Genomic DNA, 15,992 nt, shown 5'->3' with positions numbered 1-15,992 from the left:
CCGTCACTTCGAGCGGTTGCGCCGATCGGCGGCGCTGCGCAGCGCGTTGTTGGCGTCTTCCAATTCGAGGATCCTGCTGATTCCCGCGATGTTGACGCCCGAGGCGACCAGGTCGACGATCCGTCCGATCCGGGCCACGTCGTCGGCGCTGTAGCGGCGGGTGCCGCCGTCGGTGCGCGCCGGAGCGAGGAGCCCGTGACGCTCCCACAGCCGCAGTGATTGCGTTGGCGCACCGGACAGTTCCGCCGCGACCGTGATCCCGTACACCGCATGATCGGATGCCGGGCCCGCGGCCGCGGGTCCTGCGCTCGGCCGCACCGGCCGGCGATCTGCATCGTTCATGAGATTCCCTGTTCCACTACGTGCATTGAATCATGTACCAGTGCTATATAGAAATCTATGTCGGTTGCCATAGATAAGCTACCCTGAATCGCACAAGTGGTAAAGGAAAGGACAGTGAGGTGACTGCCGGAGGGCCCGGCCTTCCCGATTGAGCTGACGAGCATGAGCTTGTGTGCCAGATCTGGGCTGGATTTGGCACACAAACTCAGCTTCGGCGCCCGAATCGGTGATCACCTCAGGGACGCTTGGAGCAGAAGAGATGTCAGCAGAGAAGCAGGAAATGCACCTCGCGTACATCGAGCGCATCAGCGCGGCTCATCAGGCGCTGCGTGCGGCCCAGAGTGAACTGCGCGATGCTGTCCAAGCGGCACATGCCGCCGGCCACACCTGGGACGTCATCGCAACCGCGCTGAGCGACACCGCACATCCCGCGACCGACGGGTTCGAGGAGATCCCCAGTATCGATGCTGTCGTTCAGACAGTTCTCGGCATAGACCGGAAGGCCGGACCACCTGACCACCAGGACTCCGTTGCTGGTCTGCAGTGACAGCGCTCAACCCGCGTGGTGGTGCGCGGTTTCAGCGCCCTGTGAACGTCAGCCGCTGTGCAGCACCGGCACGATGTTGAGATGACCTGATACCCGGGCCCATGGCCCGCTGCTCACGCTCGAAGTTCTCGAGGTCATATCGTCCGAGTCGGCGCCCAGGACCTTGATGGCGCAGCGAGCCGGAATGGGGTCACCCGCGGAAAATTGCTGCCCCTTTGTTCCTCAGGGACAACGATTCGGGCCAGATCGCCAAAAGATTGTCTCGGCGGTACCTGGGTCGCCGCATGCCCGCGCCGTACCGTTCTGGTATCAGCTTCCCCGTTGAGAAAACACCAAATATCAACGGAACAAACATATTTCACCAACCCAGGAGCACAGCCATGTTCGAGCCCGCTTTCATCTTCGACGCCATCGTCCTCTTCGCCATCGGCCTGTGGCCGCTGCTGCTGGTCGTCGGCGCCGCCGGCATCCGCTGGTTCAACGCCCGCCGCACCGCGGCCGCGGCCGCTGTCCACTCGGTGGCATTGCCGCACGTCGCCGCGCCCGCACGTGCGCGCACCCTGGCCTACGCCACCGGCCAGTAACAAATTGACGATTCAGTCAGTCGCGGGTCGCGCCCGCATTCCCAGATAGCGCGCCGCTGGGACGCGGGAGCCGGCAGGCGTCGCAGGACTCCGCCAATCGCATCGCCCCGCCCACCCCACGGCAGCACCGGGCGCACCGCCTCGGCCAACCACCGCGCCGAGAACGCGGCCTCGCGCGAGTTTGCCAGGCCCATGGCCACGCCCACCTCACCCCGACAGCGATGAGCGGTGCCCCGACCCTCCCGGCGGGTACGTGCGCACCAACCCGAGGTTCAATTCCAGCGCCCGCGAGCTGCACCTGCACGTCAACTCGGTGAAGTACCGCAGCCAGCTCGCCATCGCGCGGCTCGGCAGACCGATCGAAGAAGACCACATAGACGTGGAAGTCACACTGCTGCTTTGCCATTGGTTCGGCGCCGCAGTTGTCGCTCCTTAACGCAACCTGTGGATTCCGGCAAAGTCCATACACCACCGGGGTCGACAAGGGACGCTGTGGGGAGAACCAGCAGCGCCACGGGGCGCTGCCGCAACCGAGGAGCGCCTGGTGTACGCACGCTCAACCACGTTTCAGGCCGAGCCGGCGTCGATCGACGCCGGTATTGCGTACATGCGCGACACCGTGCTCCCGGCCTTGGAGGAGCTGGGGGCCGCGGGGATGTCGCTGCTGGTGGACCGGCGCCTGGGCCGGTGCATCGCCACCAGCTCCTGGGAGTCGGAGGCAGTGATGCACCTGACGGCGCACGCCGCCCGACCCCTCGGTGAACGTGCGGCGGAGCTGCTGAACGGGACCCGGAAGGAGATCAGTGAGTGGGAGGTGGCGGCGCTGCACCGCCACCACCGCTCACCGGAGAGTGCCTGCCTTCGCGTTGCCTGGTTCTCCGTCGAGCCTCATCAGGCGGACCTCCTCACCGACTTCTACCGGACGCTGGTCCTGCCGCCGTTGGAGAAACTCGAGGGGTTCTGCAGTGCCAGCCTCCTGCTCGACAAGCCGTCCGGACGCGCCGTTTCGTCCGTGACGTTCGACAGCGCCGCGGCGCTGGACAACAACCGCGAACAGGCCAGTGCGCTGCGCACCGAAAAGCTCGCCCAGTTGGGCGGCAGTCTGGTCGACATCTGTGAGTTCGAGCTGGCGATCGCTCACCTGAGAGTGCCGGAACTCGTCTGATTGCCCTGATGGTGGTCTCGGCGTACCGGCCGCATCGATGAGTCTTGATTCAGCGGATCGTCAGGCCCGTCACCGCCCGTGAGATGACCAACCGCTGAATCTCACTGGTGCCCTCGAAGATCGTGAAAATCTTGGCATCTCGGTGCATCCGCTCGACCGGATAGTCGCGGGTGTACCCGTTGCCGCCGAGAATCTGAATCGCCTCGTCGGTCACGTACACGGCGGTCTCGCTGGCCACCAGCTTGGCCATCGAACCCTCGGCGTTCTCGAACGGCACATTGTTGCGCGCCATCCAGCCGGCCCGCCACACCAGCAGCCGGGCGGCGTCGATGCGGGCCTTCATGTCCGCCAGTTTGAAGGCAATGGCCTGGAATTCGCCGATCTTCTTACCGAATTGCTCACGCTGGCAGGCATATTCGAGGGCGTACTCGTACGCCGCCCGGGCCACCCCGACCGCCATCGCCCCGACCGTCGGGCGGGTTCGCTCGAACGTCTTCATCGCGGCCTGGCCACCCGCGGACACGCCCGACTTCACCCGCGCCACCCGGGCCTCGAACTTCTCCCGGCCGCCGAGGATCGCGTCCTCAGGCAGCCGCACGTTGTCGAGCACCACCTCGGCGGTGTGCGACGCCCGGATGCCGTGCTTCTTGAACTTCTGCCCCTGCGACAGCCCCTTGGTGTCCGGCCCGATCACGAAGCTGGCCTGGCCGCGCGACCCGAGCTCCGGGTAGACGGACGCGACCACGACGTGCACGTTGGCGATGCCGCCGTTGGTGGCCCACGTCTTGGTGCCATTGAGCACCCATTCCCGGGTGGCCTCGTCGTAGCGGGCCCGGGTCCGGATGGACCCGACGTCGGAGCCCGCGTCGGGCTCGGATGAGCAGAACGCCGCGACCTTCGGGTCCGCGGCCGAGCCGAACATCTGCGGCAGCCACTGCCCGATCTGTTCGGGAGTTCCGTTGCCCGCCAAGGCCGCCGCGGCCAGACCGGTACCCATGATGGACAGCGCGATGCCGGCGTCACCCCAGAACAGCTCCTCGAACACGGTGAGCATGCCGAGCCCGCTCGGTTCGGCGGCCTGCGTGCCGAACAGTTCGGGTGAGTACAGCCCGATCTTCGCCGCTTCCTGGATGATCGGCCACGGCGTCTGCTCCCGCTCATCCCATTCCGCGGCGGCAGGGCGGACGACTTCGGCGGCGAACTGGTGCACCCAGTCGCGCACCTCGATGACGTCGTCGCTGAGTTGTAGTGAGAATGTCATGTCACTCCTGTTGGTGGTCAAAGTGTTTCGGTGCCGCGAGTGATCAGTTGCTCCGCCACGCGGTGGCACCGACGTTCAGATACCGGATCTGGCGCTCGAGCATGGTGGCCGCCGCATCCAGATCACGCGCCGTCGTCTCTTCGTCGAGCCCGCGCGCAATGACCTCGAGCATCGAATCGATGCCGGCGAGGATGGTGGCCATCAACATGCTCGACAGCATCTCGACATCACCGACGCTCCACGACCGGATGGGTTCGAACCGGGCCATGTAAGTGGCCAATTGGCTGGCGTACAAACGGATTTCCGACCGAATCTCGCGCCGGAGCACCGAATGACCGGCCGCACGTTGGCGCGCCAGGAACGCCAGGTGTGCATGGTCCCGCGAGACCACGCCACGAAGCGCCTGCACCCCGACGTGGATGGCGCCGCCGGACGAATCGATGTCGAGAGTGGCCATCTCGCCCATGATCTCGCGCAGCGTGCGAAAGGTCTCGTGAATCACGGCGAGACCGAGGTCGTCGAGCGACTGGAAGTAGCGGTAGAACGCCGACGGCGCGACACCCGCCTTACTGGCGAGCTGCCGCAGGCTCAGCGCGTCGAAGCTCGATCCGCTGCCGGTCAGTTCCAGCGCCGCCGTCATCAACGCGCGGCGGGTGTGCTCGCGGCGCTCCTGCTGCGTCCGGCGCCCATGCCGATCCCGCCCATTGCCGGAGTCCGCCTCGACAGATAGAGAGCGTTTGTTCTCTGTGTTGCCTGTCACGAAATCAACTATAGCTATTGACCTCGCCATATCGGCAAACATACCTTACGGAACATTCGTTCTCTAACTTGAATGGAGAAATCATGGCACGTATCGCAACCCGCCTACCCGGCGAGCGCAACCTGGCCGAGGAGGACCGCGACCGGATCGCCGCGATCCGGGGCGAGCTCATCCGCATCGGCAACTGCTGGCGCGAACGCCATCCGTTCCTCGCCGCACACCAGGACGGCGTCGGGATGGCGGTCTTCCTGGCGTCCATCGCCGGCGTACTCGTCGACGCCGCGCTCTACGCGGCCGGCATCCTGCCCTGGTACGCAACCATCCTGATCACCGCGTTCTGGCTGTCATTGCTGCACGAACTGGAACACGACCTCATCCACTCCATGTACTTCCGGCAGAACCGCCCGGTGCACAACGCGATGATGTTCGGGGTCTGGTTCTTCCGGCCCAGCACCATCAACCCGTGGATCCGGCGGACGCTGCACCTGCACCACCACGAGGTCTCGGGCACCGATTCCGACCTCGAGGAGCGCGGCATCACCAACGGCGAACGCTGGGGCAGCCACCGGCTGCTCAGCCTGCTCGACTCGATGCTCGGCATCTACACCAAGCCGCTCCGACAGCGCGCCATCGTCACCGCCTACATCAAGCACGAGGCCCGCTCCCCCGAAGAAGCGCGTCAGCTCGCCGCCAAGACGCTCGCGCTGTACTTCCCCCTCGGCACCATCCACTACACGCTGTGGCACCTGTTCATCGGCGTGCACGTCTACGAATTCGTCACCGGCAGCAGCATTTCCGGCAGCTGGGTGACGGCGCTTGACTTCGTGGCCGTCACGCTGCTGGCGCCGAACGCGGTGCGGACGTTCTGCCTGCACTTCGTCAGCTCCAACATGCACTACTACGGCGACGTCGAGAAGCACAACGTGTTGCAGCAGACCCAGGTGTGGACAGCCAAGTGGCTCAAGCCCTTCCACGCCCTGTGCTTCAACTTCGGCGAGACCCACGCCATCCACCACTTCCTGGTGCGTGACCCGTTCTACCTCCGCGAGGCGATCAAGCGCGATTGCCAGAAAGTACTGCGCGCCAACGGTGTCCGCTTCAACGACTTCGGCACCTTCGGGCGGGCCAACCGCTTCAGCCTCGCCCCGGCGCACGTCGAACCCTGACCACACCACTTCTTCCGAACGGATAAAACATGACCGAGACCCAAACCGCCCAGCTGTGGATCTGCGTGCGCTGCGGCATGATCTACGACCCCGCCGACGGCGACCCCGACAGCGGGATCGCCCCCGGCACCGCGTTCGAGGACATCCCCGACGACTGGGTGTGCCCCATGTGCGGCGTCAGCAAGGACGAGTTCGTCCCCTACGAGGACTGAGCAGCCCCGTCCGATCGTTCAACTGACGGGCACGCGCCAGGCACCCCGCCGGAGCAGCCGCAGCCCATTGAGCCCGACGATGATCGTCGAGCCTTCATGGCCGGCCACGCCCAGCGGCAGGGGCAGGGTGCCGACGAGATCCCAGACCACCAGCACGGCAATGAAAGTCGCCGCAATCGCCAGGTTGGTCATCACCACGCGGCGGGCGCGCCGCGACAGTGCGATCACCGCGGGGACGGTGCGCAGGTCGTCACCGATGACGACGGCATCCGCGGTCTGCAACGTGAGATCCGAACCAGCGCCGCCCATCGCGATGCCCAGGTGCGCGGCCGCTAGCGCGGGCGCGTCGTTGATACCGTCACCGACCATGACCAGCCGCCCACCATCGGCCTGCAAGTCCCGGACGGCAGCCACCTTCTCGTGCGGCAGCAGGCCGGCACGCACCTCGGCGATACCCACCTGATCGGCCAATTGTCCTGCCGCCGCGGCATTGTCACCGGTGAGCAGGACCGGGGCCCGCCCTGTCAACGCGGTGACGGCGGCGACGGCACCCTGGGCATCGGGACGGAGTTCGTCGGTCAGGCCCAACACCGCGACCGCGCGACCGTCGACCGCCACGACGACCGCCGTACCACCCCGCTGCTCCATCTGGGCTGCCGCGTCGGCGCTGTCCGCCGACGGCGCCGACACGGTGATCGTGTGTCCGTCGATGACGGCCCGTACGCCGCGACCCGGTTCGGCGGCGAAATCGGCGGCTCGCGGCAGGACGAGTCGACGCGCCTTGGCCGCGCGGACGATGGCCGCACCCAGCGGGTGCTCGCTGGGATGCTCGGCGGCCGCGGCCAGTGTCAGCACCTGATCTTGCGTGAAATCACCTGTCAGCAGCCGAATCTCCGCAAGTTCTGGAGTCCCGCGGGTCAACGTCCCGGTCTTGTCGAAAGCCACGCGGGTGGCGGCGCCGAGCTGTTCCATGACCACCGCAGACTTGACGAGCACGCCGTGACGCCCGGCATTCGCGATGGCCGCCAACAGCGGCGGCATCGTGGCCAGCACGACCGCGCACGGGGATGCGACGATCATGAAGGTCATGGCCCGCAGCAGCGCCTCCCGCATAGAGTCGCCCGCGAGCAGCGGGATCACGAACACCGCCAGGGTGACGGCGACCATGCCGATCGAGTAGCGCTGCTCGACCTTCTCGATGAACAGCTGCGTGCGGGCCTTGGTCTGCGACGCTTCTTCCACCAGCGCCGCGATGCGCGCCACGACCGAGTCGGCAGCCCGCCGGTCGACCCGGATCCGCAGTGCCCCGGTGCCGTTCAGCGTGCCCGCGAAGACCTCGTCGCCGACGGCCTTGTCGACCGGCAGCGGTTCGCCGGTGATGGTCGCCTGATCGACCTCACTGGCGCCGTCGATCACCGTGGCGTCCGCGGAGATGCGCTCCCCCGGCCGTACGAGCACCACGTCACCGACCGCCAGCTCAGTGGCCGGCATGACGTGCTCGCCGTCGTGGGACAACCGGGTCGCGGTGTCGGGCGCCAGGTCCAGAAGGCCGCGCACCGAGTCCTCGGTCCGCGCCGTGGCCAGAGCTTCCAGCGCGCCCGACGTCGCGAAGATGACGATCAACAGGGCGCCGTCAGTGACCTGGCCGATCGAGGCGGCGCCGATCGCCGCGACGACCATCAGCAGGTCCACGTCGAGGGTCTTCTCGCGCAGCGCCCGCAGTCCCGCCAGCGCCGGCTCCCAGCCGCCGGTGACGTAGCAGGCCAGGTACAGCGCCCACCACGACCAGCTCGGCCCACCAGCCAGCTGCAGCACCAACCCCGCCAGGAACAATGCCAAAGCCACTGCAGTCCAGCGCATCTCCGACAGGTCGAACCACCCGCGGCGCGACGGAGCCACCGCCGCACCGGACAGCGCCGGCCGGGCGGTCTGGGTCACCGTCGCCATGACGCACCTCGCAAACACATGCAGTCAACGTTATCAGAACAAATGAATACGTCTTCATGTGTGTGCCCTAGTACACTACAACCGTGGGACATGGTGTCGAGGGGCGTGACCGCCCCACCGGGCGGCTCGACGCTGACGCCGCGGCTCAGGTCGCCACGACTCTGCAGGCGCTTGCCACTCCAAGCCGATTGATGATCCTCACCGAGCTACGCCAGGGCGCCCGCTCCGTCACCGACCTCGCCGACACGATCGGCCTCGAGCAGTCCCTCGTTTCCCATCAGCTCCGACTGCTGCGGAATCTCGGACTGGTGACCGGCACCCGGAGCGGCCGCAGCATCGTCTACAGCCTGTACGACAACCACGTCGCGCAACTGCTCGACGAAGCCGTCTATCACAGCGAGCACCTGAGGCTGGGGCTGGCAGACCGCACCAGCGACGCAGGCTGAGTGCCCGGTGGGCTCGCGAACCGTTGCGCCACATCGCAAGGAGGGTCCATGTCCACGACACCCACGAGCACCAATGTCGCGACGTTCGAACGATTCCACTGCAGCTGCAACAGCGGAGACATCGACGACATCGTGAGCACGATCGACGACGTCTTCCTCCCCGACGCCGTGGTCCACTCCCCGCTCGCCGTAGGTTCCGGGCCGGACATCATGAAACGCATCTGGACGCTGCTCCTTCGAGCCTTCCCCGACATTCACGTCATGGTCGACGACATGGTCGTCGACCATGACAAACTCGCCGCGCGCCAGACCGTGACCGGGACGCACCTCGGCGAGTACCGCGGGCTGGCACCGACCGGCAAAACCGTTGTGTACGACGAGATCTTCATCATCCGGTTCACCGAGGGCAAGATCGCCGAAGTCTGGGGCGTCGTCGATACCCTGTCCCAGCTGCAGCAGCTCGGCGCCGTCGGCAGGGTCTAACGCGCGGGGTATGCGTGGATCAGCGCCGTCGTCAGCTTGGGCACGGCGTGCACCAGATGATGCTCGGCGTCGTGGGCGATCTGGTGGGCCTGCGCCAGGCTCAGCTCGGGATCGAGGTCGAGTTCGACGTCGGCATGTAGGCGGTGACCCATCCACCGCATGCGCACGCTGTGCACCGACCGCACCCCCGGCTCGGCCGCCAGCGACTGCTCGGCGGTGTCGACGAGCGCCGGGTCGACGCCATCGAGCAAGCGGCGGAACACATCTCGCACCGCGGTGCGCAGCACGGCCAGGATCGCCACCGTGATGATCAACCCGACGATCGGGTCCGCGAGCGGGTATCCGAGTGCCACTCCACCGGCGCCGAGCAAGACGGCCAATGACGTGAATCCGTCGGTGCGCGCGTGGATACCGTCCGCAACCAACGCCGCCGACCCGATCTGCCGCCCCACCCGGATGCGGTAGATCGCGACCGTTTCGTTGCCGAGAAAGCCGACGAGTCCGGCCAGTGCCACCCACCCGACGTGATCGATGACCTGCGGATGGATCAACCGCTGCACCGCCTCGTAGCCGGCGATGATCGCCGACAGCGTGATCATGCCGACCACGAACAACCCCGCCAGGTCCTCGACCCGGCCGAAGCCATAGGTGTAACGACGGGTTGCGGCCTTGGTGCCCAACGCAAATGCGATCCACAGCGGCACCGCGGTCAGGGCGTCGGAGAAGTTGTGGATCGTGTCGGCCGCCAGGGCCACCGAGCCCGACGCCACCACGATGGCGATCTGCACCACCGTGGTGAGGCCCAGCACCAGCAGGCTGATCTTCACCGCCCGGATGCCGGCCGCGCTCGACTCGAGCGCGCTGTCCAGGCTGTCCGCCGCGTCATGGGAATGCGGAGCGAACAGCCCTTTGACCGCGCCCCAGCCGCCGTGGTCGTGGCCATGACCGTGGTCGTGGTCGTGGTCGTGGTCGTGGTGATGATGGTGGTGGTGGCTACTCATCGCCGACCGCCCCTGCGCACGGCGGTGTCGGCGCCGAGGCTCCGCACGCCGGGGTCCTGACGATGATGCGCCGGCACCCCGGGACCCGCGTGTTCGGCGTTGTGCACGGCGTCGACCACCAACTGCCGCACATGCTCGTTCTCGAGGCTGTAGAAGATCGTCGTCCCGGCCCGCCGCGTCTGGACCAACCGCGCCATCCGCAGCTTCGCCAGATGCTGTGACACCGACGGCGCGGGCTTGCCGACGCGCTCGGCCAATTCATTGACCGACAACTCGCACGCACTCAACGCCCACAACAGTTGGACGCGGGTCGGGTCGGCGAGCATCCGGAACACTTCCACCACCAGACGCACCTGGTCGTCGGCGAGCGGCGCCGGCACCTGGTTATCTGCATTCATACGCAGATAATAGACCGTCGGCCGCCGGTCGACCTCGGGAGCGACGCTCAGCTGCCGCGGTCGACCATGTCGAACACCTTGACCGCATGCGAAAACGGCTGCGGGGTAACGCCTATGGGGCCGAACGGATGGTCCAGGGTGTAGATGACGTACAGCAGCAGCGACAACAGGATGGCGACCGCGCCGACGAGTACCGCGTGCGCGCGGGCGTTCTCCAGCCGCATGAAGCACGTCAGCAGGATCAGCACCGCCCCTCCGAAGATCAGGGCACCCCACAGCAGCGCCGGGATGCGCTGGTGGGAGTTGAGGATGCGCTCGCTGCGATCCGAGGCCAGCACCGTCAGCTCGCTCAGGAACTGCGAATCGATCGGGCTCGCGCTCGGCCCCGAACCATGCGTTCCCACAATGCGATACAGCTCGCTGAGCGCCGCACGGCCGTTGTTGCTGATGTCAGCGAATTCGTCCATGCCCCAGGCGGGTCCCTGAACCGCGGCGGCATACTTGCGCAACTGCTCACGAACCTGCGCCTGCTCCGGTTGCGGCATCGCGACGGTCTGGCGGTACAGCGTCGTCAACGTCGATGCTTCGTTGGCGACGTTCGTCTCGGCACTGAGGAACTGCTGCCAGCCGACGACCACCGTGAACCCCAGGAGCGCCCCGTAGACCAGGCCGACGACGGTGAGGAACGGGGACAGGAACGAGTTCTGTTCCGGGCGCGCATCACGGGCGATGATGCGTCGCGTCACGAACACACAGCCGACCGCCACGCAGACCGCCCCGCCGACGACCAACGCCAGCATGAGCCACGCGCCGAACACCCCGAGATCACCCATAGTGGACCAAGCATGCCAAGCACGCCGAGCTGTTGCCAAGCAATCCCCGCAAACCGCCTAGAGCACAAAACCGCACAACACGACGCAGTTGTCCGACACTTCGGCAACCTGCGGCGGTACCGGAACCGCGGGCTCGACGGCTACCGGCGGGACGTACGGCGTTCGGCCCTCGGGCACCCCCGCGGACGTATCGCTCTGGTTCTGTTTCTGGTTGACCGCGGGCGCATCCGACGCCGGCGCCGGCACAGCCACAGGCTCGGGCGCCGGTGGAGGCGGACTGGGACTCGGCGGCACTTGCACGGCCGGCGACACGGATACGTGAGCCGGCGCGGGCGCCGGCGATGGGCCGGCAGAGCCCAGAGGCATGGTCGCGACCAGAGCCGAAACCAGCACCATCGCCGCGAGCGCCACCGGCGTCAGCCAAACCGGCTTCCTGGCAAGGCGTTTGGGATCAGGCTCGTCCACAGCTGCAGGAACGGCGTCGCGAACCGAGGCCAACGCGGCACCATGCGCGAGCGCCAGGAGCGACTCGGCCTCCGACTCGACCCGAACGTGGTTCGGCACCTCCACGGCGACGGGATGCACGTGCTCGTCCGTGCCGACGAGGACGAGCCGCTGCGGCCGGTGATCGAGTCGGCCGAGGACGTCGGCCAGCCAGCCGGCGGCACCGTCGGCATCCAGTCCCACCGCGACAGCAGCCCGAGGTTCGTCGGTGTCCGCGACGACGGCGCGACCTCGTAGCCCACGTTCCACATCAGGCTCCAACACGCAGACGACGGTGTCGGCGTAGTCGGTCTCGCACACCAGCGCCGAGCCTGCCGATACCAGCGGGATCGGCAGCAGTTCGATATCCAGCTCGGCCGGCAGTCCACTGAATCCGGCGACGTGATCGTCGGCGTCGGCCGTCCAAGTGACGGCAACCGAGCGGGCACGGCGGCCGCGTTTGGCACCCTGCGCGTAGATCCGGCGTACCGCGCCGGCCAGTTGGGACCCGGACGGGCGTCGGCCATCGAAGGAAACCGTCACGCCGTCGACCGCAGCGTCGAAGGCCTGGTCACCTGACGTGAGCGTGATGCCCGCAGTGGTGGCGGTGAGCGCAACACCGATCACAGCATCCATGGGGCCACTCCTCGTCACTCTCCGCGTTTGCCGAATGCCTCGGCAAACAGCGGGCGCTTCACGCCCGCTCCATCAGAGGACGCTTCGGCACCGGACGTACGCCCGGTTTGCCTGCACATCGTCTTTCGGGGTGAATCTTGTTTCCCATAGTGAAAAACACCACATCAGCCGGTTTGCCATGATCTGACTTGACAGCGCCAGGAAGGTCCTCCGTCGGTCTGGCCGCGCCGCTACAGCGGCACCGACCGACGAAGGCACCGATTTGCCAGCGCGGAGTTTGACCGGGCTCGACGTCCTATCGGCAGGGCACGATCGGCTTGCCGGAAAATGGCATGGCAACCGCGCTGCTGGCACGAATTCCGTTCGCGATAAACCGATCTTGAATTATTGGTGCGCGAGTCAGCAAAAGGGCCATCGTTAACCATTGGCAGATGTAGCCTTGGCGAGTCTGTACCGAGGCTCCGTGGTGTCGAGGGAGGATTGCCGATGCGTCGTGCATTTTCGACGATCGCCATGACAGCAGTTGCCATCGTCAGTTCAGTCCTACTCCTGGTATCAGCGACATTCGCCGCGGCAATAGGCAATGCGGCCGTCCATGCGCTGATCGTTCCCGGAACCGGAAACCCAACGCCCGATACAGCTTTCGGCGTCGCGGAGGTGCGCAACTTTGTCACGCCGACCAATCCGGGCTGCAATTATGCGGATACCACCGCCTGCAGCCAAACGCTGATCGATTACCCGGCGTCATTCTGGCCGATCATCATTTTCGGACTGAAGCAACTGCACTCGGACACCTGGAACAAATCGGTACAAACGGGTGTCGACAACCTCGGCGACGAACTCAAAGCCGATTACGCCGCCGACCCGACCGGCCATTTCTATGTCGTGGGCTATTCCCAGGGCGGCACGGTCGGCAGCTATTTCAAGAATCAGAACTACCCGGCCACCGGGTCACAGACGTCAGGCCTCCCGCCCGCCGACCAGGTGACCTTCGTCTACGCGGCCAATCCGCAGCGGCCCAATGGCGGTCTGTTCGTGCGGCCCGGATTCTTCGGCGCATTCAAGATCCCGATCCTGGACGCGACCGTCGGCATCCCAGCCGCGACCGACCGCGGCGTCCGGACCAGCGACATCGTCATCCAGTACGACGGGGTGTCGGATTTCCCGGCGTATCCGATCAACCTGCTGGCGGATTTCAACGCCATCGCCGGATTGCTGTTCATCCACCCGACCTACGTGTTCCCGAACACCGCTCACCCCGACCCCGCGCACCCGTACGGGTACACGGTCGACGAGTTCACCCAGCTGGTCAACGCCGCGCAAACCGCGTCCGACAACAACGCGTGCACCGAGGCGGTGCACTGCCAGAAGTACGGCGACACCACGTATATCACGCTGCCCACCGCCAGCCTGCCGCTGCTGGCGCCGATTCGGTTCATCGGCGAACGGCTCGGTATCTCAGCGGTGACCCGTCCCCTCACCGATCTGATCGAGCCGGCCCTGAAAGTGCTCATCGAGACCGGGTACGACCGCACGTCCTACGGGACGCCGACGCCGTTCCAGGTCGTCATGCCGCTGAATCCGCAGAAGATGCTCACCCTGCTGCCGGACCTGGCGAAAGCGACCGTCCAGGGCATCCACGACGCGATCGGCGACATCACCGGTACGCGGCCGGCCCCGGCACCCACCCAGGACCCGTTCGCCTCCGCGGTGTCGCTGTTCACCGATAGCGGCGGGCTCGCGCCGGCCGCCGCGACCAACCCCCTGGCCGCTGCACAGACATCGCCGACAACCAACAAATCAGCGCCGCCCAGCACGCCCCCGGCCGTGAACCTGGCGACATCGGCGACCACGCCGACGGACCCCGGCACCACCACCCAACAGCCGTCCGGCGGAACCGACGACAAGGCAGCCGACAACCCGTCCGGGAAGCAGGACCAAGACACGACGCATGCCAAGGACAAGCCGGAGAAGAAGAGCAAGAACGAAAAGGCCAAGAGCGACAAGCTCGGCAAGGGCCAGAAGACAGCGCAGGCGAAGCGCGAAAAGGGTTCCGAGAGCGGCAAACTCGGCGACAAGGGCGCTGCCGACACGAAGGCCGCCGACAAGGAAGGCACGCAGAGCCCGGCCGGCACTCCCGCCACTGCCGGTGCGCAGAACTGACTGCCTGCAAGCTCCGGACTGCGTCCGCGCAGAAAATGTCGGCGGGGTCAATCCGCCTGCTACAGTCCGGCTGTGTCCGGTGGTCGATCGACCCGGAAGCCGGGACTGTGGAAAGGAATACGGCAATGGTCTTCACCAAATCGGTCGCCCAGCGGGCGGTCGTAGCTGCCGCAGGAGCCGCCATGGCCGTCATGGCCGTCGCCCTGCCGATGTCGGGTCAGGCGATCGCCGCTCCGACGGCCCCCAACTGCACTCCCGCGGATCTGGCCGGGGTAGCTTCGGGTGTCGCTGCTGCCGCCTCCGCCTACCTGTTCACGCACCCGGACGTCAACGACTTCTACGGCAGCCTGCAGGGCAAGCCGCGCGATGAGGTCGCCAATGAGGTGCGCACCTTCTTCGACGCAAACCCGCAGGCGCACAACGAACTTCGGGCGATCCGTCAGCCCATGACCGATTTCCGTGAGCGCTGCGGCCTGGCGCAGCCCGACCGGCCGCTGCTGGGCGAATGATGTCCGCGCCACGCCCCCGCCGCCGGCTGATCGCCGCCGCATTGGCCGCGGCTGCCGTACCCGGACTGATCGCGATCGTCCCCGCGGGCACCGCCAATGCCGACGTCTGCTTCGGTGCCGGACGGCGCATCACGGTCAGCGGCTGCACCGACTTCGGCGCTGTCGCGCCGTACGCGCCGCCGCCGGCCTACTACGCGCCACTGCCCGAGGACATGCCGCCGCCACCGCCGCCCCCACCGGTTCAGGGCTGCGTCGGCTGGAACGGCCGCTGGGTCAGCGCCAACACCTGCCGCTGAGCGCGGCACCCGCCCCGGACCATGCCGGTCAGTACGCCCCTGCGGCCGCCGGCTGGTCCGCGGCGTCGGTGCGGCCACGCAAGGCCCAGTGCAGGCGCTTGGCCGCGGCCAGCGCGCCGCTGGGCGCGTGCGGCTGGCCGTAGTGAATGAGCAGTGTCACGCGCCGTTGGCCGGAAGCGATCGGCATGTTGGCATGCAGACTCCGATAGCCCCAAAACAGGTACACGTCACCGACATTCATGTCGACAACGGTCGGGCCGTGGCTGCGGCCGAGACTGTCCAGGATCCGCTGCCGGAACGTCGCGCTCTGATGGACGATCTTCTCGAAGATGTTGACCATCACCGAACGGCGGAACGGCCGCTTGTTGAAGTAGCCCACCAACTCTCCGGACCGGCCCGGTTCTGCTTCGGGGATGAACAACGGGACCACCATCGTCACGACGCTGGCGTCGTAGTGGAACCACCAGGCATCGCCGTCGGCGTGTGGCCCGGCAACGATGCGCACCGCCGTACCGTCCAATTCATGAGCACGGTCCGGGAACCGCTGGCGGACGACATTGTCGAGAAATGCGCGAACCGAATCGCTGGCCATGAACGCGTGAATCGATTCCAGGTGCCCGTCCTGCGGCGATAGGACGAAATGGTCTTTCTCGCCGTACTCGGCCAACCAGCGGTCGATTTCAGGCTCTTCATGATTGAGGGTGTAGAACGGTCAGCTGCTGTCGGCCTGTGATTGGGGTGTCTGGTTGGCTGGGTGTGT

20 protein-coding genes are annotated in these 15,992 nt (G+C 66.6%); 11 read left to right on the top strand and 9 right to left on the bottom strand.

Features of this window, described 5'->3' with window-relative positions; translation table 11 throughout:
- Positions 1 to 3 precede the first annotated feature (3 nt).
- Positions 4 to 342, bottom strand: a complete 339-nt coding sequence (locus tag ACJH6J_RS26660) for a MerR family transcriptional regulator (RefSeq protein WP_371824514.1) — start codon at positions 340 to 342, stop codon at positions 4 to 6.
- A 259-nt stretch (positions 343 to 601) separates the two neighbouring features.
- Between ACJH6J_RS26660 and ACJH6J_RS26655 the strand changes: the two genes are divergently transcribed.
- The 4 genes from ACJH6J_RS26655 (at position 602) to ACJH6J_RS26640 (ending at position 2,638) form a co-directional block, all read left to right on the top strand.
- Positions 602 to 889, top strand: coding sequence for a hypothetical protein (locus ACJH6J_RS26655; RefSeq protein WP_212813047.1), 288 nt, complete (start codon positions 602 to 604; stop codon positions 887 to 889).
- A 380-nt stretch (positions 890 to 1,269) separates the two neighbouring features.
- Positions 1,270 to 1,473: a hypothetical protein gene (locus tag ACJH6J_RS26650; protein WP_212813049.1), complete on the top strand. Its 204-nt coding sequence runs from the start codon at positions 1,270 to 1,272 to the stop codon at positions 1,471 to 1,473.
- A 253-nt stretch (positions 1,474 to 1,726) separates the two neighbouring features.
- Complete coding sequence (locus tag ACJH6J_RS26645) at positions 1,727 to 1,909, top strand: hypothetical protein (protein WP_212813051.1); 183 nt, start codon at positions 1,727 to 1,729, stop codon at positions 1,907 to 1,909.
- A 108-nt stretch (positions 1,910 to 2,017) separates the two neighbouring features.
- Entirely contained in the window at positions 2,018 to 2,638 is a 621-nt protein-coding gene (locus ACJH6J_RS26640; RefSeq protein WP_212813053.1) for a hypothetical protein, read from the top strand.
- A gap of 49 nt (positions 2,639 to 2,687) precedes the next feature.
- Here ACJH6J_RS26640 and ACJH6J_RS26635 read toward each other — a convergent pair whose 3' ends face one another.
- Positions 2,688 to 3,899 carry an acyl-CoA dehydrogenase family protein gene (locus ACJH6J_RS26635; RefSeq protein ID WP_212813055.1) on the bottom strand — a complete coding sequence of 404 codons (1,212 nt, stop codon included), beginning with the start codon at positions 3,897 to 3,899 and terminating at the stop codon, positions 2,688 to 2,690.
- 43 nt (positions 3,900 to 3,942) lie between these two features.
- Complete coding sequence (locus tag ACJH6J_RS26630; protein ID WP_212813057.1) at positions 3,943 to 4,659, bottom strand: TetR family transcriptional regulator; 717 nt, start codon at positions 4,657 to 4,659, stop codon at positions 3,943 to 3,945.
- A gap of 83 nt (positions 4,660 to 4,742) precedes the next feature.
- Here ACJH6J_RS26630 and ACJH6J_RS26625 point away from each other — a divergent pair, with 83 nt between their 5' ends.
- Both ACJH6J_RS26625 and rd read left to right on the top strand, forming a co-directional pair.
- Complete coding sequence (locus tag ACJH6J_RS26625) at positions 4,743 to 5,825, top strand: fatty acid desaturase (protein WP_212813059.1); 1,083 nt, start codon at positions 4,743 to 4,745, stop codon at positions 5,823 to 5,825.
- A 29-nt stretch (positions 5,826 to 5,854) separates the two neighbouring features.
- Positions 5,855 to 6,037 carry a rubredoxin gene (gene rd / locus ACJH6J_RS26620; RefSeq protein WP_212813062.1) on the top strand — a complete coding sequence of 61 codons (183 nt, stop codon included), beginning with the start codon at positions 5,855 to 5,857 and terminating at the stop codon, positions 6,035 to 6,037.
- Positions 6,038 to 6,055: 18 nt separating this feature from the next.
- Here rd and ACJH6J_RS26615 read toward each other — a convergent pair whose 3' ends face one another.
- Positions 6,056 to 7,984 (bottom strand): heavy metal translocating P-type ATPase, encoded by a 1,929-nt coding sequence (locus ACJH6J_RS26615; RefSeq protein WP_212813064.1) that lies wholly within the window; start codon positions 7,982 to 7,984, stop codon positions 6,056 to 6,058.
- An 83-nt stretch (positions 7,985 to 8,067) separates the two neighbouring features.
- Between ACJH6J_RS26615 and ACJH6J_RS26610 the strand changes: the two genes are divergently transcribed.
- Both ACJH6J_RS26610 and ACJH6J_RS26605 read left to right on the top strand, forming a co-directional pair.
- The gene (locus ACJH6J_RS26610; RefSeq protein WP_212813066.1) at positions 8,068 to 8,430 is read left to right on the top strand and encodes a metalloregulator ArsR/SmtB family transcription factor; all 363 of its coding nucleotides are present in this window, start codon (positions 8,068 to 8,070) and stop codon (positions 8,428 to 8,430) included.
- 48 nt (positions 8,431 to 8,478) lie between these two features.
- On the top strand, positions 8,479 to 8,913 hold the full coding sequence (locus ACJH6J_RS26605; protein ID WP_406803183.1) for an ester cyclase: 435 nt from the start codon (positions 8,479 to 8,481) through the stop codon (positions 8,911 to 8,913).
- On the opposite strand, the gene ACJH6J_RS26600 is transcribed toward ACJH6J_RS26605, so the two are convergent.
- From ACJH6J_RS26600 to ACJH6J_RS26585, 4 genes are read right to left on the bottom strand one after another with little or no spacing between them, the layout of a single operon-like run.
- Positions 8,910 to 9,914, bottom strand: coding sequence for a cation diffusion facilitator family transporter (locus tag ACJH6J_RS26600; RefSeq protein WP_406804789.1), 1,005 nt, complete (start codon positions 9,912 to 9,914; stop codon positions 8,910 to 8,912). The genes ACJH6J_RS26605 and ACJH6J_RS26600 overlap by 4 nt on opposite strands.
- Positions 9,911 to 10,312 carry a metalloregulator ArsR/SmtB family transcription factor gene (locus ACJH6J_RS26595; protein WP_212813074.1) on the bottom strand — a complete coding sequence of 134 codons (402 nt, stop codon included), beginning with the start codon at positions 10,310 to 10,312 and terminating at the stop codon, positions 9,911 to 9,913. Before ACJH6J_RS26595 ends, ACJH6J_RS26600 begins: the two co-directional genes overlap by 4 nt.
- A 47-nt stretch (positions 10,313 to 10,359) precedes the next feature.
- Positions 10,360 to 11,145 (bottom strand): DUF4239 domain-containing protein, encoded by a 786-nt coding sequence (locus ACJH6J_RS26590; RefSeq protein WP_212813076.1) that lies wholly within the window; start codon positions 11,143 to 11,145, stop codon positions 10,360 to 10,362.
- Between the two features lie 57 nt (positions 11,146 to 11,202).
- Positions 11,203 to 12,264, bottom strand: coding sequence for a hypothetical protein (locus tag ACJH6J_RS26585; RefSeq protein ID WP_212813078.1), 1,062 nt, complete (start codon positions 12,262 to 12,264; stop codon positions 11,203 to 11,205).
- A gap of 486 nt (positions 12,265 to 12,750) precedes the next feature.
- On the opposite strand from ACJH6J_RS26585, the gene ACJH6J_RS26580 reads away from it, so the two are divergent.
- The 3 genes from ACJH6J_RS26580 to ACJH6J_RS26570 all read left to right on the top strand — a co-directional run bounded on the left by ACJH6J_RS26580 (position 12,751) and on the right by ACJH6J_RS26570 (position 15,232).
- Positions 12,751 to 14,427, top strand: coding sequence for a PE-PPE domain-containing protein (locus tag ACJH6J_RS26580; RefSeq protein ID WP_212813081.1), 1,677 nt, complete (start codon positions 12,751 to 12,753; stop codon positions 14,425 to 14,427).
- Between the two features lie 125 nt (positions 14,428 to 14,552).
- On the top strand, positions 14,553 to 14,936 hold the full coding sequence (locus ACJH6J_RS26575) for a heme-binding protein (RefSeq protein WP_212813083.1): 384 nt from the start codon (positions 14,553 to 14,555) through the stop codon (positions 14,934 to 14,936).
- Complete coding sequence (locus ACJH6J_RS26570) at positions 14,936 to 15,232, top strand: hypothetical protein (RefSeq protein WP_371824513.1); 297 nt, start codon at positions 14,936 to 14,938, stop codon at positions 15,230 to 15,232. Before ACJH6J_RS26575 ends, ACJH6J_RS26570 begins: the two co-directional genes overlap by 1 nt.
- A 28-nt stretch (positions 15,233 to 15,260) precedes the next feature.
- On the opposite strand, the gene ACJH6J_RS26565 is transcribed toward ACJH6J_RS26570, so the two are convergent.
- On the bottom strand, positions 15,261 to 15,824 hold the full coding sequence (locus ACJH6J_RS26565) for a hypothetical protein (RefSeq protein ID WP_406804788.1): 564 nt from the start codon (positions 15,822 to 15,824) through the stop codon (positions 15,261 to 15,263).
- Positions 15,825 to 15,992: the final 168 nt, after the last annotated feature.

Origin of the sequence: Mycobacterium sp. SMC-18 (assembly GCF_045310895.1) — a bacterium.
GTDB lineage: Bacteria > Actinomycetota > Actinomycetes > Mycobacteriales > Mycobacteriaceae > Mycobacterium.
The sequence above is the reverse complement of the archived record's forward strand: the minus strand, read 5'-3'. Positions and strand labels throughout refer to the sequence as shown.